This window comes from Halomonas sp. Mc5H-6 (assembly GCF_024124705.1).
Taxonomy (GTDB): domain Bacteria; phylum Pseudomonadota; class Gammaproteobacteria; order Pseudomonadales; family Halomonadaceae; genus Vreelandella; species Vreelandella subterranea.
In genome coordinates this window covers 368,251-392,885 of record NZ_JAMXSI010000002.1, presented here as the reverse complement: position 1 = coordinate 392,885, position 24,635 = coordinate 368,251, and the positions used below count along the sequence as shown (strand labels likewise).

Here is a 24,635-nt window from a genome sequence, read left to right as displayed (position 1 = left end):
ACGCCGCCCATAAAAAAACGCCCAGGCCGCTGACCCTGTTGCGCAAAGCGCGAGGCGATCAGCTGGCTGGACGTCGTTGCCGCAGCGGGCACCGCTAAAGGTGCCAAACATATTGTGTAAAGAAACTTATTTGTCTAACAACGTTATTGGGCTTATTCGCTGCCACTGTTTTTTGGTGAACGCACTGCAATGCGCGTTTGTTGCTTGTACTCGTAGGGTTGCAAACCCTAAGCCATTATTCGGAATCGCCTAAATTATTATTTAAAAACAGCCACTTAAATATAAAACCCTGCCTTCTTCCTATCATCAGCTTACCCCTCTGGCACCTTAAACTTGCGTACTGAAAGTGCAGCTCACCCTCCATGGCGCACCAACAGCGTGCACAAAGCTACAAGGAGCGGCCCCTCTGCATTTCTGATGCGCTTACTCAACATGATGAAAATAAACCAAAAAAAAAGAATACCCCGGAGTTGGCCGCTGACTTGCTACTAGTTAGATATATAACTTGTTGGCAGCCAATGGCGGCGGCCACGCGTTAATCAACGTAACCGGGCAACGACGCCCCTGACCTGTTCATCCTGCTCGCAGGAAGCGCATGTGTCAGGGGCGTTTTTGTTTGGAGCGAATCACCATCATGCAAGATGAGGAGCCACCCATGGAAACTTTTTCCCGGTGCTCACCCGATGACCACCTGGTCATCATCGGCAACGGCATGGCCAGCCACCGGTTGGTGGAAGCGCTGGTCAATCATCCTCAACGCCCCAGAGCCATTACCGTGATTGGGGAAGAGCCGGTGCCCGCTTACAACCGCATTCTGCTTTCGCCGTTGCTTGCTGGTGACATGCAGCCAGAGGCGCTAACGCTGCGCGACGCTGACTGGTATCAGGACAACGGCGTAACGCTCAAGCTGGGCGAACGCGTCGAGCACATCGACCGTGACAGCCGCACACTGGCAACCGACGCAGGCGAAACCCTCTACTATGATCGCCTCGTGCTGGCCACCGGCTCACGCCCGTCGCTTCCCAAGGTGCAAGGTATAGCGCTGGATGGCGTCCATGGCTTTCGGGACCTGGACGACGCCGCAACGCTGGAGGCCATTGCCCAACAAGGCGGCCATGCGCTGGTAATTGGCGGCGGACTACTGGGCCTGGAAGCCGCTGAAGGGCTACGCAAGCGCGGCCAGGGACTGCAGGTAAGCGTTTTACAACGCAGCGACCGGCTGATGAACCGCCAGTTGGACGCTACCGCCGCCAATCTGCTGAAAGCCTCGCTGGTTGAGCGCGGGCTTAACATCGTCACCCAGGCACAGCTGGCAAAACTCGAAGGCGACCCGACCGGCCGCGTCTGCGCTGCCATCCTGAATGACGGCCGTCGACTGCCCGCCGACAGCGTGATTATCGCCGCCGGCATTACCCCCAACGCCGAATTGGGCCAGCAGGCCGGGCTTACCACCGACCGTGCCGTCAAGGTCGACCGCCATCTCACCACCTCCGACCCGCATATTTTTGCCTTGGGCGAATGCTGCCAGTTCGAGCAGCATACCTATGGGCTGGTCGAGCCTATCTGGCATCAGGTCGAGGTGCTGGCGGCAGTGCTTTGTGGCGACGCGGGGGACGGTTATCGCGAGGTGCCCACCGCTACCAAGCTGAAAGTCAGCGGCGTCTCGCTTTTCGCGTTTGGCCCTACCGAGGCAGCGCCCGAGCACGACGTCTTGTGCTACCACGACCCACACCGGGGCGATTACCGGCGCGTGTTACTGCGCGACGGCCGCATTGAAGGCGCCGTGCTGTACGGCGACACCCAACAGGGCCCCTGGTATTTCGAGCAGGCGCTGGCGGGGCACGACCTCAGCGGCTTCCGTCAGGCGCTGCTGTTTGGTGCCGCGGATGTCGAGGTGCTGCGTGAAGCGGCAGCCCAACTGCCCCCTGATTCTTCTGAGCTCTCTTCTCAACATTCTTCTAAACACTCTTCTCATTCAACGTCGGAGGCGGCTTAAGCATGTCTACCCAACAGCAGCTCATTATTATTGGTAACGGCATGGTCGGCCACCACCTGGTCGAGCAACTGGTCGATAACGGCGCTCTTGAGCGCTACCAGGTCACCGTGTTTGGCGAAGAGCGTCACCGTGCCTATGATCGCGTCCACCTGTCGGAATATTTCAGCGGCCGCGATGCCGAGTCGCTCGCCCTGTGCGACGCCGACTACTACACCACCAGCGGCGTCACGCTGCGCACCGGCGAAGCCGTGATCGAGATCGACCGCGACCAGCAGGAAGTGGTGACCGATCAGGGCCGCTACCCCTACGACAAGCTGGTGCTGGCCACCGGCTCCTACCCCTTCGTGCCGCCGATTCCCGGCAACGACCGGGACGGCTGCCTTGTCTACCGCACCCTGGATGATCTGGACGACATTCGCGCGGCGGCGGAAAACGCCACCAACGGCGTGGTGGTCGGCGGCGGGCTGCTGGGCCTGGAGGCCGCCAACGCGCTGCGCGGCTTGAACCTGGATACCGCCGTGGTGGAGTTTGCCGGGCGGCTAATGCCCATGCAGGTTGACAATGAGGGCGGCGAATTACTGCGCGAAAAAATCGAAGCGCTGGGCGTTCAGGTCCTTACTGAGCGCGCCACCCAGCGCATCGAAGACGGGGACGCGAGCCGTCACCGCATGGTCTTCCAGGATGACAAGGTGCTGGAAACCGACCTGATCGTGTTCTCGGCGGGCATTCGCCCCCGCGACCAGCTGGCCCGGGACTGCGACCTGGAGATCGGCGAGCGCGGCGGCGTGGTAGTCGACGACCAGTGCCGCACCAGCGACCCCGCCATCCTGGCGATCGGTGAAGTCGCCCTATGGAACCAGAGCATTTTCGGCCTGGTCGCCCCCGGCTACCAGATGGCCAAGGCGGCGCTCGCCACGCTGACCGACGGCGATATCCGCTTTAGCGGCGCAGACATGAGTACCAAGCTCAAACTGCTCGGCGTGGATGTGGGGTCGATTGGCGACGCCCACGGCAACCAGAACCCGGGGGCACGGATGTTCCGCTACCTCGACCCGCTGACTCAGGTGTACCGCAAGATGGTCGTCTCCAGCGACGGCAAGAAGCTACTGGGCGCCATGCTGGTGGGCGATAACAGCGCCTACGACACCCTGCTGCAGTACTATTCAAACGGCATCGAGCTGCCTGAAGAACCCGCCTCGCTAATTCTGCCGCAAAGCAGTGGCGCCGCCCCGGCGCTGGGCCCTGGTGCGCTGCCGGAAACCGCCACCATCTGCTCCTGTCATAACGTTTCCAAGGGCGATATTTGCGCCACCATTGACGACGGCGCGGTCGATTTGGCGGGCGTGAAAGGCGCAACCAAGGCCAGCACCGGTTGTGGTGGCTGCACGGCACTGCTCAAAAGTGTCGTGGATCACGAGCTTGAAGCCCGCGGCGTGGAGGTCGACAAATCGATCTGCGAGCACTTCGCCCATACCCGCCAGGGGCTTTACGACATTGTGCGCGTGGAAGGCATCAAGACCTTCAGCGAGCTGATCGACAAGCACGGCAACCCCGAGACCCACCGTCTGGGCTGCGATATCTGCAAACCCGCCGTGGCCTCGATTCTCGCCTCCTGCTTCAACGAGCCGATCACCGACGCCGCCCATGTGCCACTGCAGGACACCAACGACACCTTCATGGCCAATATGCAGAAAAACGGCACCTACTCGGTGGTGCCGCGGGTTGCCGGTGGCGAAATCACCCCGGATAAACTGATCGTGCTTGGCGAAGTCGCCAAGAAGTATGGCCTTTACTCCAAAGTTACCGGCGGGCAGCGTATCGACCTGTTCGGTGCGCGCCTGGAAGACCTGCCGGATATATGGGGCGAGCTGATCGAAGCCGGCTTCGAGACCGGCCACGCCTATGGCAAGTCGCTGCGTACGGTGAAATCCTGCGTCGGCAGCACCTGGTGCCGTTACGGTGTGCAGGACAGCGTCGGCATGGCTATCCAACTGGAAAACCGCTACAAGGGTCTACGCTCGCCCCACAAGATCAAGTTTGGCGTGTCCGGCTGCACCCGCGAGTGCGCCGAGGCCCAAAGCAAAGACATCGGCATCATTGCCACCGAAAACGGCTGGAACCTCTATGTCTGCGGCAACGGCGGCATGCGCCCGCGCCACGCCGAACTGTTCGCCACCGACCTGGACGACGAGCAGCTGTACCGCACCATCGACCGCTTCCTGATGTTCTATGTGCGCACCGCCGACCGCCTGCAGCGCACCTCGGTATGGCGAGAAAACCTCGAAGGCGGCCTGGATTACCTCAAAGAGGTGGTGCTTGAAGACAGCCTGGGCATTGGCGATGAACTCGAACGTCAGATGCAAACCGTCATCGACAACTACCAGTGCGAATGGGCGGATGCCATCAGCGATCCGGAAAAGCTCAAGCGCTTCAGAAGCTTCGTCAACGACGAGCGCCCGGATCCGTCGATCATCATGACCAGCGAGCGCGGCCAGCTACGGCCTGCTTAAGCGACGCTTTTCACTGAATAAACAATGATCAAACGACGAGGCATCCCATGACCGCAACGGCAATGAAAAAAGAGATGGATACCGTGAGTGCTGAAAACAGCAAGACCTGGCAAAAAGTCTGCAACAAGGCCGACCTGGTGGAATTTTCCGGGGTGGCCGCCTGGCTGGATAATGTGGAGCCCCCGGCCCAGGTGGCCATCTTCTATTTACCCGGCCATGGCAACGAGCTTTACGCCCTCGACCACCACGACCCGTTCTCCAACGCCAACGTCATCGCCCGGGGCATTGTCGGCGATCTAAAAGGCGCCCCGGTGGTCGCCTCGCCCATCTACAAACAGCACTTCCGCCTGGAAGATGGCCAGTGCTTGGAAGATGAAGACGTCAAACTGCGGACCTGGAAGGTCGAATTTAAAGGCGATGAGGTGTGGATTGAGGGGTAGCGCCACCCCTCGCTAACATGCGCTGCTGTTATACTGTCGCTTTTATCAAGCTCACAGGGCAGTGGCGCCATGAAAACCGAGTCTCATACCTTAGCTTTTTCCGCCTTCATGGCGTTGCTGATCGGCTGTGCGGGCATTGCCGCCACGCTGGCATCCAATTCCCAGGCGATTCTGCTGGATGGACTCTTCAACCTGATCTATTTCGGTGTTGCGCTGGTTACCATCAAGGTCAGTCGCCTTGCCAGCCGCCCGGATAGCGAATCGTACCCGTTCGGCTACAGTTACTTCGAATCGCTGGTGAACCTGTGCAAGGGACTGTTGATCTTTGGCGTGTCGATATTCGCCCTGGTCGATGCCATTGCGGCATTGCTGACGGGCGGACGCGCCATTGCGGCTGGTATCGCCATCGCCTACGCCCTCTTTGCCACCGCCGCGTGCTCGCTGACGGCCTGGGTCATGCACCGCAGCCTGCGCTCGGTCAAAAGCCCGCTGGTGGAAGCCGACAAGGCGAACTGGGTCGTCAACAGCGTGATTTCAGCGGCGGTTCTGGCTGCCTTTTGCCTGGTGCTTGTTTTTGAAAAACTACAATGGCACAGCGTGCTCACCTATATCGACCCGCTGCTGGTCATTGCCGTTGTCGTCTTGTGCCTGGGTGTACCGGTCCGCATGGCCTCACAGGCATTGAGGGAGTTGCTCAACAAGACGCCAGAAGATGCCCTTGCGGAGCCGGTCCATCAGGCCGTGGGGCGTGCACTGGCAGACATCGACACCCAGGAAGTACGCGTTCGCATGGTACGCCCCGGCCGCCTGCTGTATGTCATCGTGCATGTGGTATTGCCCGTCACCCCTGATGTTTCCATTGCCGACCAGGACAAGCTGCGGGTACAAGTCGATGAAGAGGTAAGGCGCTACTATTCGCCCGTGGTCTGCGATGTGGTATTCACCGCCGACACCCGCTGGGCGGCGCCCTCCTGCGGGCTGTTGGTCGAGAAGCACAGCACTGAAAAGGGCGGCGCATAAGCCGCCCTATCTGGTTAACTAGTGCCCTTGTGTTCGATTATGTCTTTTCTTTCACCGGCCATACATCGTCATCGACCAGCTCAGGGCGTTTGAGAATCGCTGGGTCAAAGCGTGGCTCCTTGATGCCATCCCGGCGCTGGCGCTCATAGTCCTTGAGCACTGATACGGCGATGGGCCCCATGATCAGAATGGCGAAGAGGTTGGTGGTGGCCATCAGTCCCATCGCCAGGTCGGCAAAGTCCCATACCACGCTAAGTTCAGCCACCGAGCCGATGAGCACCATGGCGATGATAATGACTTTAAAGACATTGACCGCTTTTTTTGCATGGCGGCGGAATAGATACTCGATATTCACCGACGAAAACGAGAAGTTGGCCAGAATCGAGGTGAAGGCGAAGAAGAAGATCGCCAGGGCGATAAAGATTTCCCCAAAGCCGCCCAGGTGATCGACCATGGCATCCTGGGTCAGCTGAATGCCTTCGATGCTATCCCCTGCTGACTCAGACAGCAGCCGCTCGTATACGCCGGAAAGCAATATCACGACCGCCGTACAGCTACAGATCACGATGGTATCGACAAACACTCCGAATGACTGCACCAGTCCCTGAGCGGCCGGATGTTTAACCGTCGCCTGGGCGGCGGCGTTGGGTGTCGACCCCATACCGGCCTCGTTGGAAAACAGCCCGCGCTTGATGCCGTTTTCCATCGCTGCCTTGATGGCATAGCCCGCGGCACCACCCACGGCTGGCCCCAGCCCGAAGGCGCTCATCACAATCAGCGAAAGCATATCCGGCACGGCGGAGATGTTGGCGATCAGAATCCACAGCGCCACCAGCAGATAGGCAATGGCCATCACCGGCACGATTTTTTCGGCGGTACGCGCTACCGACTTGAGCCCGCCATAAATCACCAAGCCCGCCAGGATGGCAATCACCACACCGGATAGCCAATTGGGAATACCAAAGGCACCGTTCATCCCTTGGGCAATGGTGTTGGATTGCGCAGCGTTAAAGGCCAGGCCATAAGCAATAATCAGAAATACCGCGAACAACGAGCCCAGCCAGCGCCACCCCAGGCAACGTTCAATGTAGTAGGCAGGTCCGCCACGAAACACACCGTCTTCATTGCGATGCTTGTAGACCTGGGCCAGCGTGGATTCGATGAAAGCGGTCGCAAAGCCCACCAGCGCCGTCACCCACATCCAGAAAATCGCCCCCGGGCCGCCGATCCAAAGCGCCAGCGCCACCCCCGCCAGGTTACCCGTGCCGACACGGGCAGCCATCGATGTCGCAAACGCCTGAAAGCCGCTAACACCTTCGCCAGCACCGCGGGCCGTTACCGTGACCCGGGCCATGTGACCGAACAGGCGAAACTGCATGCCACGGGTGATAATCGTGAACCACACCCCCGCGCCCAGCAGCAGATACACCAGGATATAGCTCCAGATAAAGTCACTGACCGGCATCATGACGGCATAAAGGCCATCACGCAGCGGGCCTAATATCGATTCGAGGATTTCCATGGCCATGCTCTCCAGATTGCTGAATAACAGCGGGAAGTGCCTTACCCCGCAACGGGCGGTAGTCTAAATTCGCGCTCTTATTCGAGTCTAGCCAGTTTTTATCCTTGTCGCATCGTGGTCATTGCCGAGCCTTACAGGCCCACCACCCAATCTGGCTTAAAAAGTGGCGGGCTGAACTCGTCAGGATAGCCAGCGGGGTTGGCGACCACTCTTGTCCCCTTGCGCCACATATCGACTGGTTCATGGACATGACCGTGCACCCACAGATGCATTTGGCCCATAAGCTGCGGAAGGTGAGACGCAAAGGCAGGCGAAAGCACATCGCCTGTGTACTGGGCAGGAATGCATTCACGCATTGGGGCATGGTGGCTAATCACGACCTTGGGCCCGTCAAACTGATCGTCGAGTGCTGCTGTCAGCCAGCTCAAGGCCTCTTGGTGCAGCGCTTTGCTTGCCTCGGGGGTCATGATAGTACCGGGTGCTGATTCGACAATACGGAAATCAGGCATATAGCGCTTCGCTTTTGCGACCGTGTCTTCTGGATTGCGCGTCGGGTTATCTGCATACAGGGCAAAGTCTGTCCATAGCGTCGTGCCGTAAAAGCGCACGCCGTTAAGGGTGACGGCACGATTGTCCAGAAGCTCAATATCCAGTCGTTCGGCTTCAAGGGCCAATTCCTCACGCAACAACGGCAGGCAAGTGCCGTAAAACTCATGGTTGCCAGGTACATAGATAATCGGCGTGTCCGGAAAATGCTGCCGGGCCCAGGCCAAGCCTTCGCATTGGCGGTGAATGTCACCGGCCAGCACCACGACATCGGCATCCACATCAGGCAGTTCTCGGTTACCGTCAAAAAACTCCAGATGCAGGTCCGATAAAATTCGCAAACGCATGCACTTATTCCTTTGTTAAATCAAGGCAAACCCAACACCTTCCTATTCCTTAGGACATTGTCAATACGAACGTTTGAAAATACTTTGCTGCGGTGCAGCAAAGTCGCTATACTGTCCTTGTAGTCCGACTAGGAGGGCCACACATGTCTATATCCAATGTAATCTCGACGCGGGACAGTGAAGTACTCAATTTCTGGACACAGCGCGCTTACTGGCAACGCGCGGCTAGTGATGCCCTCGCGGATTATTGCGAGTCATTGACTTACTCTTTACCCCGTTAGACCAAAAGAGAATAACCGAAGCCGAGCCTTTGCTCGGCTTTTTTCATTTTGTGAAAAGCGTTTTCACCCAATGACATAGGCTGTTGACGCCAGAATTGTAAGAATATGCTTACAAATGTAAGCCAAAGACTACGTATTAAGTACTAGATTGCGGGTTAAAAAGCTCTTAATATCGTTTTTCCGCTAACAATGTTGCGAAGCAGCAAGCGGTTCTCTCTATAACAACACGTTTCTACTCGCCACTCAGGAGTCAACGCCATGACGTTATCACTTAACGGGTCCAACGTTGATGTTCTCGACGTATGGGCCTCGCGCGCCGAGAAACAGCGCGCTGCGTTTGATGCCATCGCGGCTTATCTGCGCTAGTGACCAACGCCTCTTGATGAGGCGTTTTTTATAAGCCCAAGAGATCTGAGTTGTCGGTATCGGTCAATTGGGCCAGGAAAGCTTCCTGCAGGATATACATCCGCTTTACGTCGCGGTATTTGCCATTGATGAAAAACTCCTGCACCAGATGGCCCTCCTCCACAAAGCCGCTCTGCTGATACAGGTGGATCGCTTTGATGTTCTCCACCGCCACGATCAGAAATATCTTGTGTAAATTCAAGATGGTAAAGGAATAATGCAGCGCCTGGTGAATCAAGGTGCGAGCAAAGCCTTTGCCTTGATAGTCCGGCGCAATAATGATCTGAAATTCCGCGCTACGGTGGATGTAGTTAATTTCAATTAACTCGACCAGACCGATGGCATGACCACTATTATCTTCGGCTACGAAACGCCGCTCGGCATTGTCATGGATATGCTTGTTGTACAGTTCCTCCAGTTCGTCAAAAGACTCATAAGGCTCTTCAAACCAGTACGACATGATGCTCTGGTTGTTATTGAGCTGATGAACAAAACGTAGGTCGTTACGCTCCAGGGCGCGGAGTTTAAGGTCGGGTGCTGCCATGATTAACGTCTTCTCCGGGTCTTTACGCTAGCGTAGCGCTTTTCGCGCTTGTACGGCATGCAGTATGCTCAAGAAAATGTTGTCGTCATTAATCCCGCCGCTCAGGAGATGCTCATGATTGATTTACGCAGTGACACGGTGACCCGCCCCACGCCCGCTATGCGTGACGCCATGATGACCGCGCCAGTCGGCGATGATGTGTGGGGTGATGACCCGACCGTGAATGCATTTCAGGAAAATCTGGCCGAGCAAACTGGCAAAGAGGCGGCACTACTGTTCCCCAGCGGCACGCAAAGCAACCTGGTAGCCTTGATGGCCCACTGCGAGCGCGGCGATGAATACATTGTGGGGCAATCGGCCCACACCTACCGCTATGAAGGCGGCGGCGCAGCGGTTTTGGGCAGCATCCAGCCACAGCCCATTGAGAACGCAGCCGATGGTTCGCTGCCGCTGGAAAAAATAAGCGCCGCTATTAAAGCCAACGATTTTCACTTTGCGCGCACAAAGTTACTGGCGCTGGAGAACACCATTGGCGGCAAAGTGCTGCCCGCAGACTACGTATTGAAAGCCACCGAACTGGCTCGGGAGCGCGGGCTGGCAACGCACCTGGACGGCGCCCGGCTCTTCAATGCTGCTGTCGCGACCAACACCTCACTCAAGCAGCTGTGCCTGCCGTTTGATAGCGTGTCGCTATGCTTTTCAAAAGGCATGGGCACCCCTGTTGGCTCGGCCTTGGTGGGCTCGCAAACCCTGATCGACCGCGCCCGTCGCTGGCGGAAAGTCGTTGGTGGCGGCATGCGCCAGTCAGGCATTATCGCTGCCGCCTGCCAGTATGCGTTGGATCATCATGTGACTGACCTGGCCTACGACCACCGCCGTGCAGCGCGCCTGGCAGAAGGTTTGGCGAGGTTGCCGGGCGTCGAGATTACCTCCCAGGCAACTAACATGGTATTCGCGCACTTTCCCGACGAACACGTTCAGCCGCTCTCCGCCTGGCTCAAAGAGCACGGCATCTTGATTGAACTACTCTACGCCACGCGGTTCGTCGCGCATCGCGATATCAGCGATGAAGATATCGACAAGGTTATCGCGGTGATGGAGGCGTATTTTAGTCGCCATTGATGACTAGCTGGCATTAAGTGCGAGATGCACGGCAATCCCGGCCATCATCAAACCAATCAGGCCATCGATAGTGCGCCACGCGATGGGCTTTGAAAGCCAAGGCGAAAGCGCGGCACCGCCCCAGGCCAGCAGGCTAAACCAGAGTATGGAGGCGGTAGAGGCCCCCGCCACAAACACACCGGCGCTCTCCTGCTGGGCACCAATGGCGGGTATCAGCAGCAGCGTGTCCAGGTAGACCTGAGGATTGAGCACGGTCACGGCAAGGGTCGCGAAAATCACTTTGGTTAAACTGCGCGCCTTGCCCGCTTCCGCGTTTAGACCCTGCCGCCCGCTAACGGCTCTAAACAACGCCTGCGCCGCCAGCCAACTTAAAAACACCACACCCACCCAGCGCATGACCTCCATAGCGCTGGGCATTGCCAGCAGGAAAGCGCTCACCCCAAACATCCCCGCCGTGAGCAGGATGATATCCGCGCTTATGCAAAGTCCCGCCGACCACCAGTGATACTCCCGGCGAATCGCCAGCCCCAGAATGTAGGCGTTCTGCGCCCCAATCGCCATGATAATCCCGCCGCAGACCACCAGCCCGGTGATATAACTTTCCATCATTGCCCCGCTCCCAGCGTCAGAATTAGCGTCGTGTTGATTGATCTTGCACTAAGATAACGGGCAGCACTGATAACAAAAAATCATCCTGCTAATGGGGCATTAGTTTTTCTTATTTAAAAAATTCCTCAGAGACTGCCTGAACCAGCCACTAGTGGAACTGATTTTAGCCATTACGCTTTCACTCATTCACCCTTGCCACCGCATCGCGGCTGGCGGCTTCCCGCTGCGCACCGGTGAGTTCAACTAGCTGCCCACCGCGCATTTCCAAGAGGCGGTCGGCCTGGTCGAAGTAGTGGTCGTCATGGCTGATGACCACCAGCGTCTTGCCCAACGCCCTTAGCTGCGGCAGTAGCTCACGGTAGAAGACTCGCCGGAACTGCGGGTCCTGGTCGGCGGCCCACTCGTCGAGCAGCAAAAGGTCGCGCTGCTCGGCCACCGCCAGCAGCATCGCCAGGCGCTTGCGCTGCCCCTGGGAGAGGTTGGCGTTGGTGACACGGTCGCCGTCAAAATCGAGCTTGCTGTGCATGCCAAGTGCCGTTAGCCACTCTTCCATCAGCGCCGGGTCGGGTGACTCGCCCGCCGGGCCAATCAAGCGATCAAACAGGTGCAGGTCGGTGTAGACAGCCGAGATATGCTGGCGATAGGTTGTCCAGTCTTCCTCTTGCAGGGGCCTGCCATCGACCCGTATACACCCGCTCTGGGGCTGATAAAGCCCGGTCAAGAGTCTTGCCAGGGTCGATTTGCCGCTGCCGTTGCCGCCGATCAGAAATATCACCTCGCCGCGTTTTAACGTCAGATCAATAGGGCCAATGGCAAAGCCCGGCCGTGCCTCTTCCGCGGGGTATCGATAGGTGACCTGATCCAGCGTCAGTGTTTGCCACTCATGACGATGGGTAGAATGCTCGAACGGTTCATGGTGTTCGGCCAGATCGAGGGCGCTGATTTTTTCGAACGCCACCCGGGCATTGATCAGCGGCGGAAAGGCGCCAATGGCCTGAATCAGCGGCGCGCGCAAAAATAGCAGCGTAAGCGAGAAGGTGGTCGCCACCTGGGCCGATGACCAGCCCAGACCGTTGGCCAGGAAGAACACCACGCCGATAGCGCCCAGCATCATGATATTGAACCAGTTCACCGCGCTGAGATGGTAGGTATCGCCGCGAATGATATGGTGGCGATACGCTTCGGCGTTGGGGGTGTAAACGTCGCGATATAGCCACTCGGCACGGTCGCGATTGAGCGCGAGTTCTTTGCGCCCCTCGATCACCGACTGGTAGTCCTCATAGAGGCGGTCTTCAGAATCGCGCAGCTTGGCCATGTGCCGATAGACCATCGCTACCAGGCGCATGCCTACCAGGATCGTAAAGATCACCCAAAGCGCCGTCACGGCCAGCATGGCAGGGGCGAGCCAGGCCAGGTAAAGGGTCACGCCCGCCGTCAGCACCCCGCCCTGCACCAACTCCGGCAGGCGTACAAAGGCCACGGTGATATAACGCACGTCACTGGATAGGCTGGCCAGCAAGCGCGCACTGCCGATCTGCTCGATACGCTCGATATCGGTATCCAGAATGCGCTTGATCAACTGCCCCCGCAGCCGGTAGACAAAGTGGTGACCCAGGGTGGTCAAGGCTAATTGTGAGGCCAGGGTGATCGCCAGCAACAGCGCCACCAGCGCCAGGAATTCCGGCAGGATTCGCCAGGGATCAGCGAAGGTGCCCAGCATCCGTTCATTGATATAGGCAATGACCCCGATGCCAAGACCAGCGCTGACCAGACTGAGCACCACCACGGCCACAAATGGCCAGCGGTAATCACGCCAGACAATCCTCAACAACTCCATGAATAGGGCTCCTTGGCGATTCGGGGTTAGCGCCGACGCTTGGCCGGCTTGTTTTCAGGTTTCAGCGGGCAGCCGCCGCACAGGGGCTCGCCGGGTAGCCGATATTTGATGCAGCACAGCCGCCGCACCCTGGACGGTGTCTCACCGCCCAGTTCCAGATAACGCACCGGCTGGTAGAGCGGGTTGCGCCGCCCACCGGGAAGCGTCTTGGTGTCGAGATAATCCAACAGCGGCTCACCGGCTCCGCTGAAATCGGGGTGCCGCGCGCAGGTCTTTCCCACAAACTCCACATAGTGACCAAGGTTGCTCCAGAATACTTTTTCAGAAAGCCCGGAGACCACAGCCAGCGTCTCGATAAGCGGTGCACAGTGGTCATCGAATAGGCGACTGAATCGCGCCTGGGGCGCTTTGGACGCCAATGGCACGCCCCCGTGGGGCAGCCAGATACGCGTGGTCTGGCCCTTATCGCCAAACGCCAGTCGCAACTCATCCCCACCCAACGGTAAGTCGTAACCCAATAACAGATTGGCCACCAGCGTCGGAATCGAGACACTGCTGAAATGAAATTTCGACCAGATCGACGCAACGGCTTTGCGGTCAGCATTGTCACCGTGGCTGCGGCCATAGCGCGCCAGTTGCTCACTCAAGAAGTTTCGATCCAGCAACGCAGAGGCCGCCAGCGTCGGCTCATCAGGCGGACCAAACGCCGGGGCCTTCATGTTATCCAGCGGTGGCTGGCGGTAAAGCGCCAACAGCGCCTCCGCAGGATCCGCCACTGCCAAAAGCTCACCCGGTTTGATCGCCATGTTATTCATAGCCGCCGCAGCCCCCACATAAAGTAAGCGCCGCCAATCAGGGAGGCGACCAAGCCGGCCGGTATCTCATACGGAAAGATAACCTGACGGCCGACCCAATCCGCCAGCACCATCAGCAGCATACCGATCAACGCCGCCCCCAGCAGATGCTGCCCTGCGCGGGCGAAGCCCACCAGGCGCGCCATATGGGGTGCCAGCAGGCCAATAAACGACAGCGGCCCCACCACCAGGGTGGCACAGGCGGTGAGCAGCGCCACCAGTAGCAGCAATGCCAAGCGGGCGCGGTTGAGGGTGACCCCAAGCGCGCGTGCGGTCGGCGCGCCCAGAGGCAGAATATCCAGCCAGCGGGTAAAGGGCAGCGTGACCAATGCCAACACCGCAGCAATACCCCCGACCACTACCGCATTGGTAATATCCACGTAATAGGTAGAACCCGCCAACCAGGCGATCACCTGCTGGCCGCGAGGGTCACCGCCCGCCAGCATCACGCTGCGCACGGCGTCAAACAGCGCACTGACCGCCACCCCGGTGAGCAACAAACGCTCGGGGAGATAACCGCTTTTACGGTTGATACCTACCAATACCAGCAGCGTTGCGAAAGCCCCCAGGGTGCCAACCCCGATTAGCATTAGGTTGGTCGGCGCGGGCAGTAGAAAAATCCCCAAAATCAGCGCAATGGCACAACCACCACTGATACCCAGGACTTCAGGGCTGGCCATGGGGTTGGCGGAAAGGCGCTGCAGAATTGTCCCGGCAATCGCCAGCATCAAGCCGCTGGCGGCGGCTGCCATCACTCGCGGCAGCCGCCACTGCATCACGTTCCAGTTATCCGGCGACAGCAAGTACCAGCCATCAACTCCCTGGCCGACCAGCAGGCCAAGCAGGGTGGCGCCCAGTAGCGCGAGGATCAAACCGGTGGCCAGGCGGTAAGGCGCCGGGTGGCGATGAGCGAAAACCCCCGCCCCTTTCGGCGGCTGGTCGCCCTGGAGTTTCAGGCGTGGAATCAGCCACATTAACAGCGGCGCCCCCAGGGCACCGGTAATCGCCCCGGTGGGAATAAAGGCCGCCACCATGCCGCCGAACTGCTGCAGCAGCAGGTCCGTCGTCGCCAGCAGTACCGCTCCCAACAGGGTCGACCATAACAGCCGTGGGCCTAAGCGGCGCGCCCCGGCCATACGCACAATGTTGGGCGCGGCCAAACCAATAAAACCGATGATGCCCACCACGCTGACAATACTGCCAGTAATAAATACGGCCAACCCCATGCCTGCGAAGCGCAGATAGGTAAGCGAGACCCCCAGGCTCTTCGCGCTGGCGTCGTCAAGTTCCAGCACCGCCAGAGGGCGCAGCAGGAACCAGGCGGCGACACAGCTAATCGCCAACCGCGGCCAGAGAGTCGCTACGCCGTCCCAGCCGTTTTGCGCCAGCGACCCCGCCCCCCAAATCAGCAGCCCGGAGAGCGCTTCGTGGTTAAACAGCAGCAACGCGGTGGAGAGAGCCCCCAGGTACAAATTGACGACCAAGCCCGCCAGCACCACCACAATCGGTGCCAAACCGCGCCGCCAGGAAAGCAGGAAAACCAACCCCACCGCCAGCGCGCCGCCCAGCAAAGCCACCCATTCGCGGCCAGCCACCAGCAGGCCCGGCGCCAGCAAGGTGGCGGCCATCAACGCCAAATTAGCGCCCGACGCCACTCCCAGGGTAGTGGGCGACGCCAAGGGGTTGCGCAGCACCTGCTGCATGAGCACGCCCGCCAGCCCCAAGCCGCCACCGGCCAGCAGCGCGATCGAAAGGCGCGGCCACCAAGCATAGTGAAGCAGCAGCTCATCAACGTTCTCAAAGGAAGGCGCCACTAATGCCTGTAGCCCTAGCGTAATTCCCCCTTGGCCCTCCAGGCCCAGCCAAAAGAGCACCGCCATCGGCAGGCTAAGCAACAGGCAGGCTTTCGCGGGCGACATGCCTCCCACCCGTTGGGCAACTTGCGCGGCGCCTAGCATAGCGAGCCCCTTTTGGTGGTGGCCGTGCCGTTCGCCAAGCAGGATGTGATAGGCAGCAGAATCATTGTCTTAGCCTTACTGTTTTCTAGAGGTTAGTGATTAAATTATTGACGACGATTCTAAATGATAATAATTAACACTACAATTGACTCCTTATATAAATGGAGACACCACCATGGCAGCCAAACCGAGCTATCAGCTTTTCGATATCACCCTGGCGAGGCGCACTCAAGTCAGCGCCTCCCTCGTCAGGTTCACCTTTACCGGCCCAGACGTTGGGCACATGGCGACCTACGCCCCAGATCAGCGCGTCAAACTGTTCTTTCCCGAAGGCGGTGGCAGCCTCGACCCGCTGTTTGAGATCGCCAAGCTGGAAGAGCATGACTGGTACGGTGCCTACCGCGCACTACCAGATGCTCAGCGGCCCTCTGCACGTACTTATACCATCCGTGCCCTGCGCCCCGAACAGGCTGAAGTGGATATAGAGTTCGTGCTCCACGGCGACAATGGCCCCGCGTCGCGCTGGGCAATGCGCGCCCGTCCCGGCGACCGCCTGGCCATGACGGCTCCCGACGCCAATGCGGAAGGCCCAAAGCTGGGTTACGAGTGGAAGCCGCCCCAGGGCGTACGCCGGATCCTGATCATCGCCGACGAAACCGCCCTCCCCGCGGCGGCTGGTATTCTGGAAACCCTCGATGACCTGCCGCTCAAACCCAGGGCCGAAGCACTGTTCGAAGTGCCCCGCAGCGACGATGTGCAGCCGCTGCCCCAGGCCGCCAAACTGCACTGGTTGGCCCGCGATGCCGAACCCAATTGCCAGCACGGGGAGCTGTTAATGAGAGCGCTGCGCGATATCGATTTGCATAGGGAAATTCAAGCGCTGGGCGGCACGCCTGCTAACGCTACTACCAGCGCCACTGCCAACGACGAAAGCGACGATGAGGACGGCCCGCTCTGGGAATCCGCCACCCTGGACGACAGCGCGCCCTTCTACGCCTGGATCGCCGCTGAAACCAAGGTCGCCATGAAGCTGCGCCGCTATTTGGTCAACGAGTGCGGGCTTCCCAAACAGTACGTCACCAGCATGGGCTACTGGCGCAAGGACAAGGCCAATGGATAAAGGCGCAGCAAACGCCACAGCGTTCAACAGTGATCACACAAGCAAGCCAATTCAAGCGACCATTGGCTGGCAAGACAGCCCCAGCCACTACGGTCGCATAAGCCGTGCGCTGCACTGGCTGACCGCCGCACTGGTCACGCTGCAATTTACCGTGTTGCTGGCCTGGCGGGGAATGAGCGAAAACGCTATCACGCTCTTTTTAGCGAGCATCGGGCCTCATGGCTCGTTGGGTTTTATGCTCCTGATCGTAACCCTGACGCGACTTGGCTGGGCATGGGTCAACCGCAAGCAGCGTCCTCCGCAGCCGCCTGGATGGGGCGGCCGCATAGCACGCCTTGTACATATCACCTTTTATGGGCTGCTGATTTGGCTACCCGCTTTTGCCATTCTGCGTCAGTACGGGCGTGGCGGGGCGCTGCGCTTTTACGGTATGGAGCTAGTGCCCGAAGTCGAGCGCGATATCACCTGGATGACCGCCCCCGCCAATCTGCTTCACGGCCCACTCTCGTGGCTGCTATGTGCGTTGGTCATCGGCCATATCGCGATGGCGCTGATTCACCGCTTCTGGCTTAAAGACAAGGTGTTGTCGCGGATGGTTTCAAGTGGCCGCTGAGGACGCCACCTCCACCTCAGCGTCAGCCGACTGCTCTGGCGCCAACAGCTTGCCGCTCTCCAGCCGCACCAATCGATCCGCGAGGTGGAAATAGCGGTCATCGTGGGTAATCACCAGCACCGCTTTGTCCATGCGTTTTAGCTCTGGCAATACCTCGCAGTAGAACACCTCCTTGAATAACGGATCCTGGTCTGCCGCCCACTCGTCAAACACCAGGAAGGGCCGGTCTTCCAGGTAAGCCACTACCAGTGCCAAGCGCTTGCGCTGGCCCTGGGAGAGCGCCTGGGTGGTGAATGCGCCGTTTTCAACCTGCACCTTGTGCTGCAGGTGCAGCTTGGCCAACAGGCGGTTACCCTCTTCGTCGAGATCTTCCCGCGGCGCCTCCAACAGGCGCTCGAAAAGATGGAAGTCTGAAAAAACGACCGAGAAGAGCTGCCGATAGGCATCCCAGTCATCCGCCTCAACACGTTCCCCATTGAGCAACACCTCGCCACCTTCCGGCGGGTAAAGCCCCACTACCACTTTGGCCAGCGTGGTCTTGCCGCTACCGTTGCCCCCCACCAGAAACACCACTTCTCCCGGCGTAAAGCTCAGATTAATCGGCCCTAGCTCAAAGAAGTCATCGCTCTGCTCGTGGTAGTACTGATGGGTGACGTCGCGCAGTTCAAGCCGTTGAAAATCAGGCGCCTGAGGTGACGCCTGCCGCTCCTGCCCATGGGGCATCTCGCGGGTGATGTCGTCAATTCGGCTAGCGGCCACCCGCGCCATATTGATCCGCGGAATATTGATCAGCAAGCCTTCAAGGGGGGTCACCATATACACAAACACCAGGGCAAAACCGGTCATGACCTGGGTTTGATTAGGCCCATCGCCCGCCAACACAAACAGCACCAGGCCAATGAAGGCGTACATCAGGAACTGCCCCCAGCTGGTCGATATCACGAACAGCGACATGCCATAGGTGCGCATCCGCCGCACGCCTTCAACCGACTCCCCCAGTATCTGATCCATAAAGACCCGGCTCTTGCGCCGGTGCAGGCGTAGCTCTTTCGCCCCATCGGTCAGCGCGCGGAAATGACCAAACAGTCGATCCTGCTCTGACGACGCACTTTGGAGGTAACGAATAGCGCGTAAGTGCACCAGGTGGTAGCCGACAGCCCCCAGCCCAATCACCCCTAAAGCAAACAAGAACACCTGCCATGACAGCATTGCCAGGTAGCCCAAGCACCCCACCACGATAACCGTATTGGTCAAAATCACCGGCAAGCTAACGAACAGTACCGCCACGTTGTTGCTGTGCTCGGTGAGCGCTGACTGGATCCGCGCACTGCCTGCACGCTCGAAATGAGCAAAGGGGGTCTCAGCCACGCACTGGGCGACAAAACTGCGCAACTCCGCCAGGGCACGCTGCCCCAACCGCTCAAACAGCGCCGTCGACACCATTCGGCAGACCATTAACGCCACGGCAATCCCCGCGAAGGCCCAGGCTGTATTGGCACGACTGGCGGCATCGCTGGTTAACGCCGCATTGATTTGGGTTATCAGCAGCACGCTGAAAAGCCCCGAGAGAATACTGGCCAGCGCAGCAGCGGTCATCAACCCGCGGGTTCGACGAATCAGATAGGAAAGCACATTCACCTCGTTGGAAAGTGATTGAAAATCGACAGCTACTTCTAAAGACGAACCGCCCACACAGAAAGTTAATTAATATTTATGTAAACAAGCCTCATTCTCATTCGTCCTTAGATAAGGAAGTCAGTAACGCCGCCTTCCGGTGGGATGATTTTTTCGTTTTTTTCGTTTCTTTGATTCGTTCTTATTGATAGGAGCTTAGCGGTGTCCAGTTCTGTCCAGGCACAAACAAAGGTACAGGTACCTTATGAAAGCCCCACGGTAGCCTCGCTGCTCTCACGACCAGAAGGGGGCACCTATCGCGTTACCTATGAGATCACCACGCAGACACTTTATGTGGAAGGACATCAAGAACGTCTTGAGTGGTTGTTAGTAGATGACAACAGCACCTTGACGCTGCAGTGGGCACAGCGTTCAGCACCTCCTCTCCCGGCGTTACTGGCGGCTATCGAAGGGGCTTTTGCCTTTCACCCTGGGGCTGTAGCGCTTCGTCTACAGCTACCCACTGTTTTGCATGCCAATCTGTGCGCAACTGGCATTGCGGTTAAAGATCCCCATGGAGACCTCTGGGCCTACGCGGAGCTATTTTGGCAGCTGCCAACCCTTTGGCTGACTTATCCCGCCATGCGCCCCTACCCACAGCAACCCATCCTGGCGAATGGCAAGCGACACCCACGCCGCCCACCGCGCCCCAGTGGCACGGTCTATCAGCGCCATATTCCCTGGCTGGATGCCACCCTGAGCTTTCGCGTCCTTGACCTGGAGCTCGACCTTGAACGCTTCAACCGCTGGATGAACGACCCGGTCGTCGCCCACTTCTGGGAAGAGCAGGGTGATTTGCAACAGCACCGCGAGCGGCTGGAAAGCACGTTGCAAAATCCCAGCGTGGTACCGCTGATCGGCTGTATCGACGGCGAACCCTTCGGCTATTTCGAGACTTACTGGGCCAAGGAGGATCGCATTGGCGCTTACTACGATGCCGGTGACTTTGATCGCGGCTGGCACGTGCTGATCGGCGAAGCCGCTTTTCGCGGGCGGCCCTATGTGGCGGCCTGGTTACCCTCCATATCGCACTACCTGTTTCTGGATGACTGCCGCACCCAGCGCCTGGTGATCGAACCCCGCGTAGATAACGCCAAGATGCTGCACAACCTTGCCCAGTGCGGTTATGCCCACGTCAAGGCGTTCGATTTCCCCCATAAGCGGGCCATGCTCGGCATGCAGCTACGCGAACACTTCTTTAACGAGCGCAGCTGGATTCCGCTGCCTCCGCACCCTGGGTCTGCGCCACGACCCGACCCACGCTTCACCTTATAAACACGTCAGCCACGAGGACTCTTATGCATATTCACGACTTGATCGGCATCGGCTTCGGCCCCTCCAACATTGCCCTGGCCATTGCGCTCGACGAGCAACGACAGTCAGGGCAAGCAAGAGATGCCTTCTTTATTGAACGCCAGCCCTGCTTTGCCTGGCACCCGCACATGCTGCTGGACAATGCCCATATGCAGATTTCTTTCCTCAAAGACTTGGTCACGCCCCGCAATCCAGGCAGCCGTTTCAGCTTTCTCAACTACCTCCACAGCAAAGGCCGCCTACAGGACTTCATCAACCTGCAGACCTTCTTCCCCAGCCGCCACGAGTTCAATGACTACCTAAGCTGGACCGCCAGTCACTTTGAACACCAGTGCGCCTATGGCGAGGACGTGTTTGAAGTACTGCCCGAAACGGACAATGACGAGGTCGTCTACCTCCGCGTGCGCTCACGGGATGAGAACGGCACGGTGCAGGAAAGGCTGACCCGTTCACTGGTGATCAGCGTAGGCGGTGCGCCCAATGTGCCCGAATGCTTCGCCGGCCTAAAAGACGACCCGCGGGTCTTCCACTCCAGCCACTATCTCCGGGAGCTGGCCAAGCAAGACGCCCCCAAACGCATCGCGGTGATCGGCGCGGGCCAGAGCGCCGCTGAGATATTCCTTGACCTGCACAACCGCGAAGGCATTCAGGTGGATCTTATTAGCCGGGCGTGGGCCTTTAAACCCTCGGACGATAGCCCCTTCGTTAACGAGATATTCAATCCCGAATACACCGACTACGTGTTCAACAACCCCACCGGCCAGCGTGAAGCACTGCTGCAGGAGTACAAAAGCACCAACTACTCAGCCCCTGACCTGGCGTTGATTCAGGAAATTTACGATGTGTTCTACCAGCAAAAAGTGACCGGCCAAGCCCGCCACCGCTTCCGCCGCCGCCATGAGGTTATCGGCAGTGAAGCAACTAACGAAGGCGTCGAGCTCAACGTGCGTGACCTGGAGACAGGCCATACGGATATCACCCGTTACGACGCCGTAGTGCTCGCCACCGGCTATGTACGCGACACTTATAAACAGCTACTGGCCCCGGTTGAAGACTACCTATCTGACTTTGCCGTCAATCGTCATTATCAGCTCTACACCAAACCTGAGTTCAAACCGGCTATTTTCCTGCAGGGAAGTTGCGAACCCACCCATGGCTTGAGCGACACCCTGCTGTCGATTTTGGCAGCAAGGACAAGTGAAATCTGCGATGCATTAGATCAGACAAACGCCTTGTCTACTTCCTCTCCCTGTAAGCAAGAAGTCCCCACCTCATAGTGGCCAACCCCGGTGTTCACCAGGTGTTGACATCGGGTTATAGCTATTCATAATACAAACAATAACAATTAGTATTTACATAAAATCGATACAAACTTAATGCAAGGAGAACATTCGTGAACCAACCTCTTTTCCGCAAGCGGTGGCTAACCACGGCTATTGCTGTGGCTGCGTGCAGCTCTTCGGCGTTTGCTCAGGAAGTTGATCAAACCACATCGCCAGGTAGTGAAACCTCAAGCACACTACCTACAGTGCGAGTAACCGAGGATAGAGTTTCAGGTGCCCTACTGCCGACTGAGGGATATACCGCCGATACTAGTCTCAGTGCCACCAAAACTGACACCCCTCTGATGGAGACAGCCCAGTCGGTATCCGTGGTCACACGCGACCAGATCGAAGATCAAAGCGCGAAAACGATACAGCAAGCCCTGCGCTATAGCCCTGGTGTGTTCACAGGTGGCCGCAACGGTTTTGGCAATCGTTACGATTTCATTAATATGCGTGGCTTTGGTGGCGTCGGTAGTATCGACAACGTCTATTTTGATGGCCTCAAAATGGCAAGTGATGTTGGAGGCTATAATTCGTTGCAAATTGATCCTTATTTTCTTGAGCGGGTCGATGTTTTCAAAGGACCAACATCTGTTTTATATGGGCAAAGCTACCCTGGCGGTTTGGTTGGGCTGACCAGTAAACGTCCTCTATTCTCACCCAGCCATGAGCTCCAATTAGAAACGGGCAGCCATAATAAACGTACAGCACGATTTGATTTCAGTGGCCCCTTAGGGGAAAGCCAACAGGTCGCTTATCGTCTAGTAGGGTTAGCGAGTGGTTCGGACAGCCAGTTCGATCATGTAGAGAACGAGCGCTATACCATTGCTCCCTCAGTAACGTTCTTGCCAACCGATTCGACATCGCTGACCTTAATGGCCTACCTGCAACACGAGCCGAATAGTGGCTACTACGGGTGGACACCGGCTGATGGAACGATACGAGATCATAATGGCAGAAAGATCGATAATGGCTTCTTTGATGGGGAGCCAGGTGTCAATGGATTCGAGCGTTATCAACGACTAATAGGTTACCAACTAGAACATCAGTTCAACGATCAGTGGCAGGCCCGGCAAAATTTCCGCTTCACCTCTGCGGATATCGATTATGATCAAATCTATTCCAGCGGTTACGTTGGCGATAGTAATCTGCTAAACCGACGCGCAGCGCGAGCCGATGAATCCATGCACGCCTACCATGTAGATAATCAGCTACAGGGGGATTTTAAGACCGGGGCTCTTGAACATACGCTGCTGACCGGTGTGGACTACCAGTACCAACGCAACTCTGGAGAATGGCAATTCGGGTCGGCGTCACCTCTGGATGCCTTCAACCCTCAGTATGGAAACACACAAATCACATACGCAGCGCCTACTAACTTCATCAACAAGGTGGAGCAGACTGGGGTTTACTTGCAGGATCAAATCAGTTTAGACCGCTGGCGTTTAAACCTGTCAGGGCGTCAGGACTGGGCTAACACCAGTACCGCCTACACAAACTTGGGTATGTCGTCTGAAAGCGACAATGAGAAATTCACGAGTCGTGCCAGCTTATTGTATGCCTTTGATAACGGTATTTCCCCTTATGTCAGTTACTCGGAATCATTTCAGGCAGCATCCGCTACAAGGACTGATGCCTTCGGCAACACATTAGATCCCAGTGAGGCCTCTCAATACGAGACAGGTATCAAGTACCAACCACCCGGCAGCAACGACCAGTACACGGCCGCTTTATATCATCTAGAGCAGGAGAATGTTTCCGAAGCCGTTCCTAACACATCATTCTATGAGTCTATCGGGAAAGTACGTTCACGCGGCTTAGAACTCTCTGCCATCTTACGTCCCACTGAGCAGCTTTCATTACTCGCCAACTATACTTACACGGATATGGAGTATGTTGAGACCAATGATGAAACCCAAGGCAATACACCTTACGCCGTGCCCCGCCATATGGCCTCTGCGTGGAGCAAATATGAATTCACGGATGGCACTTTAAACGGACTGGGCATAGGCGCGGGCGTGCGCTACAACGACGCCACATGGGGCAATGATACAAACACTTTTCAGGTAGACGGCTATACTCTGGTCGACGCCATGTTGGAATATGACCTTGGCATGTTATCAAGCGACCTTGAGGGCATGAACTTGCAGGTCAATGCCAATAATCTCCTTGATAAAGAATATGCCTCCTCTTGCTCTAGCACCACGATTTGCCATTTTGGCGAAGAGCGCAATGTGACGGCAACCGTCAGCTATCGTTGGTAGGTGGCTTGTCCTATTGAGGAATTAAGAAAAAATATTCAGGCTAAAATGAAAAATCGAGGTGCCTTTATACTCATAGGCATCTCGTTTTTTTGTTCAAGCTCCCCTTTTATAATGACAGGCCAAAAACCAGAGTTTAATTTTTAATCTACTAGTCAAGGTATACAAAGACGACATGGCATCATCAGCGTATAAAAATATAATATTACCAATCTTCCTTATTTTAATTTTATTAACTGCGGCCAACTCTGATGATCAGCAGCGTGATGTTACTTTTGACTATGCGGTGGTAGATACACTCAGCGCCTTACACCAACTACCCATTTCTTTAGCGGGC

At 57.4% G+C, this 24,635-nt stretch carries 18 protein-coding genes; 10 read left to right on the top strand and 8 right to left on the bottom strand.

Going from position 1 to position 24,635, the window contains the following annotated elements; genetic code table 11:
* The first annotated feature begins 655 nt into the window (after positions 1–655).
* The 4 genes from NH395_RS05160 (at position 656) to NH395_RS05145 (ending at position 5,966) form a co-directional block, all read left to right on the top strand.
* Positions 656–1,996 carry an FAD-dependent oxidoreductase gene (locus NH395_RS05160; RefSeq protein ID WP_253022890.1) on the top strand — a complete coding sequence of 447 codons (1,341 nt, stop codon included), beginning with the start codon at positions 656–658 and terminating at the stop codon, positions 1,994–1,996.
* Between the two features lie 2 nt (positions 1,997–1,998).
* On the top strand, positions 1,999–4,506 hold the full coding sequence (nirB, locus tag NH395_RS05155; RefSeq protein ID WP_253022888.1) for a nitrite reductase large subunit NirB: 2,508 nt from the start codon (positions 1,999–2,001) through the stop codon (positions 4,504–4,506).
* A 47-nt stretch (positions 4,507–4,553) separates the two neighbouring features.
* Positions 4,554–4,946: a nitrite reductase small subunit NirD gene (nirD, locus tag NH395_RS05150; RefSeq protein ID WP_253022886.1), complete on the top strand. Its 393-nt coding sequence runs from the start codon at positions 4,554–4,556 to the stop codon at positions 4,944–4,946.
* Positions 4,947–5,015: 69 nt separating this feature from the next.
* Positions 5,016–5,966 carry a cation diffusion facilitator family transporter gene (locus NH395_RS05145; protein ID WP_253022884.1) on the top strand — a complete coding sequence of 317 codons (951 nt, stop codon included), beginning with the start codon at positions 5,016–5,018 and terminating at the stop codon, positions 5,964–5,966.
* A gap of 37 nt (positions 5,967–6,003) precedes the next feature.
* On the opposite strand, the gene NH395_RS05140 is transcribed toward NH395_RS05145, so the two are convergent.
* From NH395_RS05140 to speG, 3 genes are all read right to left on the bottom strand, one after another.
* Positions 6,004–7,488, bottom strand: coding sequence for an alanine/glycine:cation symporter family protein (locus NH395_RS05140; protein WP_253022882.1), 1,485 nt, complete (start codon positions 7,486–7,488; stop codon positions 6,004–6,006).
* 131 nt (positions 7,489–7,619) lie between these two features.
* Positions 7,620–8,381 (bottom strand): metallophosphoesterase, encoded by a 762-nt coding sequence (locus tag NH395_RS05135; RefSeq protein WP_253022881.1) that lies wholly within the window; start codon positions 8,379–8,381, stop codon positions 7,620–7,622.
* 675 nt (positions 8,382–9,056) lie between these two features.
* A complete protein-coding gene (gene speG, locus NH395_RS05130; RefSeq protein WP_253022879.1) occupies positions 9,057–9,611 on the bottom strand; it encodes a spermidine N1-acetyltransferase in 555 nt (184 codons plus the stop codon).
* Positions 9,612–9,725: 114 nt separating this feature from the next.
* On the opposite strand from speG, the gene ltaE reads away from it, so the two are divergent.
* Positions 9,726–10,733 carry a low-specificity L-threonine aldolase gene (gene ltaE, locus NH395_RS05125; protein WP_253022877.1) on the top strand — a complete coding sequence of 336 codons (1,008 nt, stop codon included), beginning with the start codon at positions 9,726–9,728 and terminating at the stop codon, positions 10,731–10,733.
* A gap of 3 nt (positions 10,734–10,736) precedes the next feature.
* Here ltaE and NH395_RS05120 read toward each other — a convergent pair whose 3' ends face one another.
* From NH395_RS05120 to fhuB, 4 genes are all read right to left on the bottom strand, one after another.
* On the bottom strand, positions 10,737–11,342 hold the full coding sequence (locus tag NH395_RS05120) for a LysE family transporter (RefSeq protein ID WP_253022875.1): 606 nt from the start codon (positions 11,340–11,342) through the stop codon (positions 10,737–10,739).
* A 178-nt stretch (positions 11,343–11,520) separates the two neighbouring features.
* Positions 11,521–13,179 carry a multidrug ABC transporter permease/ATP-binding protein gene (locus tag NH395_RS05115; RefSeq protein ID WP_253022873.1) on the bottom strand — a complete coding sequence of 553 codons (1,659 nt, stop codon included), beginning with the start codon at positions 13,177–13,179 and terminating at the stop codon, positions 11,521–11,523.
* A 26-nt stretch (positions 13,180–13,205) separates the two neighbouring features.
* Positions 13,206–13,985: a siderophore-iron reductase FhuF gene (fhuF, locus tag NH395_RS05110; protein ID WP_253022872.1), complete on the bottom strand. Its 780-nt coding sequence runs from the start codon at positions 13,983–13,985 to the stop codon at positions 13,206–13,208.
* A 5-nt stretch (positions 13,986–13,990) separates the two neighbouring features.
* Positions 13,991–15,991, bottom strand: coding sequence for a Fe(3+)-hydroxamate ABC transporter permease FhuB (gene fhuB, locus NH395_RS05105; RefSeq protein WP_253022871.1), 2,001 nt, complete (start codon positions 15,989–15,991; stop codon positions 13,991–13,993).
* A gap of 175 nt (positions 15,992–16,166) precedes the next feature.
* Between fhuB and NH395_RS05100 the strand changes: the two genes are divergently transcribed.
* Together NH395_RS05100 and NH395_RS05095 are read left to right on the top strand one after the other, a co-directional pair.
* Positions 16,167–17,111: a siderophore-interacting protein gene (locus NH395_RS05100; protein WP_253022870.1), complete on the top strand. Its 945-nt coding sequence runs from the start codon at positions 16,167–16,169 to the stop codon at positions 17,109–17,111.
* Positions 17,104–17,724 carry a cytochrome b gene (locus NH395_RS05095; protein ID WP_253022869.1) on the top strand — a complete coding sequence of 207 codons (621 nt, stop codon included), beginning with the start codon at positions 17,104–17,106 and terminating at the stop codon, positions 17,722–17,724. The genes NH395_RS05100 and NH395_RS05095 overlap by 8 nt, the downstream gene beginning before the upstream one ends.
* Here the strand turns inward: NH395_RS05095 and NH395_RS05090 are convergent.
* Positions 17,710–19,356, bottom strand: coding sequence for a cyclic peptide export ABC transporter (locus NH395_RS05090; protein ID WP_253022868.1), 1,647 nt, complete (start codon positions 19,354–19,356; stop codon positions 17,710–17,712). The genes NH395_RS05095 and NH395_RS05090 overlap by 15 nt on opposite strands.
* A gap of 204 nt (positions 19,357–19,560) precedes the next feature.
* Here NH395_RS05090 and NH395_RS18455 point away from each other — a divergent pair, with 204 nt between their 5' ends.
* The 3 genes from NH395_RS18455 to NH395_RS05075 all read left to right on the top strand — a co-directional run bounded on the left by NH395_RS18455 (position 19,561) and on the right by NH395_RS05075 (position 24,301).
* Positions 19,561–20,673 (top strand): GNAT family N-acetyltransferase, encoded by a 1,113-nt coding sequence (locus NH395_RS18455; RefSeq protein WP_253022867.1) that lies wholly within the window; start codon positions 19,561–19,563, stop codon positions 20,671–20,673.
* Between the two features lie 23 nt (positions 20,674–20,696).
* Complete coding sequence (locus NH395_RS05080; RefSeq protein ID WP_253022866.1) at positions 20,697–21,989, top strand: lysine N(6)-hydroxylase/L-ornithine N(5)-oxygenase family protein; 1,293 nt, start codon at positions 20,697–20,699, stop codon at positions 21,987–21,989.
* 116 nt (positions 21,990–22,105) lie between these two features.
* Positions 22,106–24,301 (top strand): TonB-dependent siderophore receptor, encoded by a 2,196-nt coding sequence (locus NH395_RS05075; RefSeq protein WP_253022865.1) that lies wholly within the window; start codon positions 22,106–22,108, stop codon positions 24,299–24,301.
* Positions 24,302–24,635: the final 334 nt, after the last annotated feature.

Bases quoted from the DNA above. Each gene is read 5' to 3' on its own strand.
- NH395_RS05160 (WP_253022890.1), top strand. From the start codon at position 656: ATGGAAACTTTTTCCCGGTGCTCACCCGATGACCACCTGGTCATCATC.
- nirB (WP_253022888.1), top strand. From the start codon at position 1,999: ATGTCTACCCAACAGCAGCTCATTATTATTGGTAACGGCATGGTCGGC.
- nirD (WP_253022886.1), top strand. From the start codon at position 4,554: ATGACCGCAACGGCAATGAAAAAAGAGATGGATACCGTGAGTGCTGAA.
- NH395_RS05145 (WP_253022884.1), top strand. From the start codon at position 5,016: ATGAAAACCGAGTCTCATACCTTAGCTTTTTCCGCCTTCATGGCGTTG.
- NH395_RS05140 (WP_253022882.1), bottom strand. From the start codon at position 7,488: ATGGAAATCCTCGAATCGATATTAGGCCCGCTGCGTGATGGCCTTTAT.
- NH395_RS05135 (WP_253022881.1), bottom strand. From the start codon at position 8,381: ATGCGTTTGCGAATTTTATCGGACCTGCATCTGGAGTTTTTTGACGGT.
- speG (WP_253022879.1), bottom strand. From the start codon at position 9,611: ATGGCAGCACCCGACCTTAAACTCCGCGCCCTGGAGCGTAACGACCTA.
- ltaE (WP_253022877.1), top strand. From the start codon at position 9,726: ATGATTGATTTACGCAGTGACACGGTGACCCGCCCCACGCCCGCTATG.
- NH395_RS05120 (WP_253022875.1), bottom strand. From the start codon at position 11,342: ATGATGGAAAGTTATATCACCGGGCTGGTGGTCTGCGGCGGGATTATC.
- NH395_RS05115 (WP_253022873.1), bottom strand. From the start codon at position 13,179: ATGGAGTTGTTGAGGATTGTCTGGCGTGATTACCGCTGGCCATTTGTG.
- fhuF (WP_253022872.1), bottom strand. From the start codon at position 13,985: ATGGCGATCAAACCGGGTGAGCTTTTGGCAGTGGCGGATCCTGCGGAG.
- fhuB (WP_253022871.1), bottom strand. From the start codon at position 15,991: ATGCTAGGCGCCGCGCAAGTTGCCCAACGGGTGGGAGGCATGTCGCCC.
- NH395_RS05100 (WP_253022870.1), top strand. From the start codon at position 16,167: ATGGCAGCCAAACCGAGCTATCAGCTTTTCGATATCACCCTGGCGAGG.
- NH395_RS05095 (WP_253022869.1), top strand. From the start codon at position 17,104: ATGGATAAAGGCGCAGCAAACGCCACAGCGTTCAACAGTGATCACACA.
- NH395_RS05080 (WP_253022866.1), top strand. From the start codon at position 20,697: ATGCATATTCACGACTTGATCGGCATCGGCTTCGGCCCCTCCAACATT.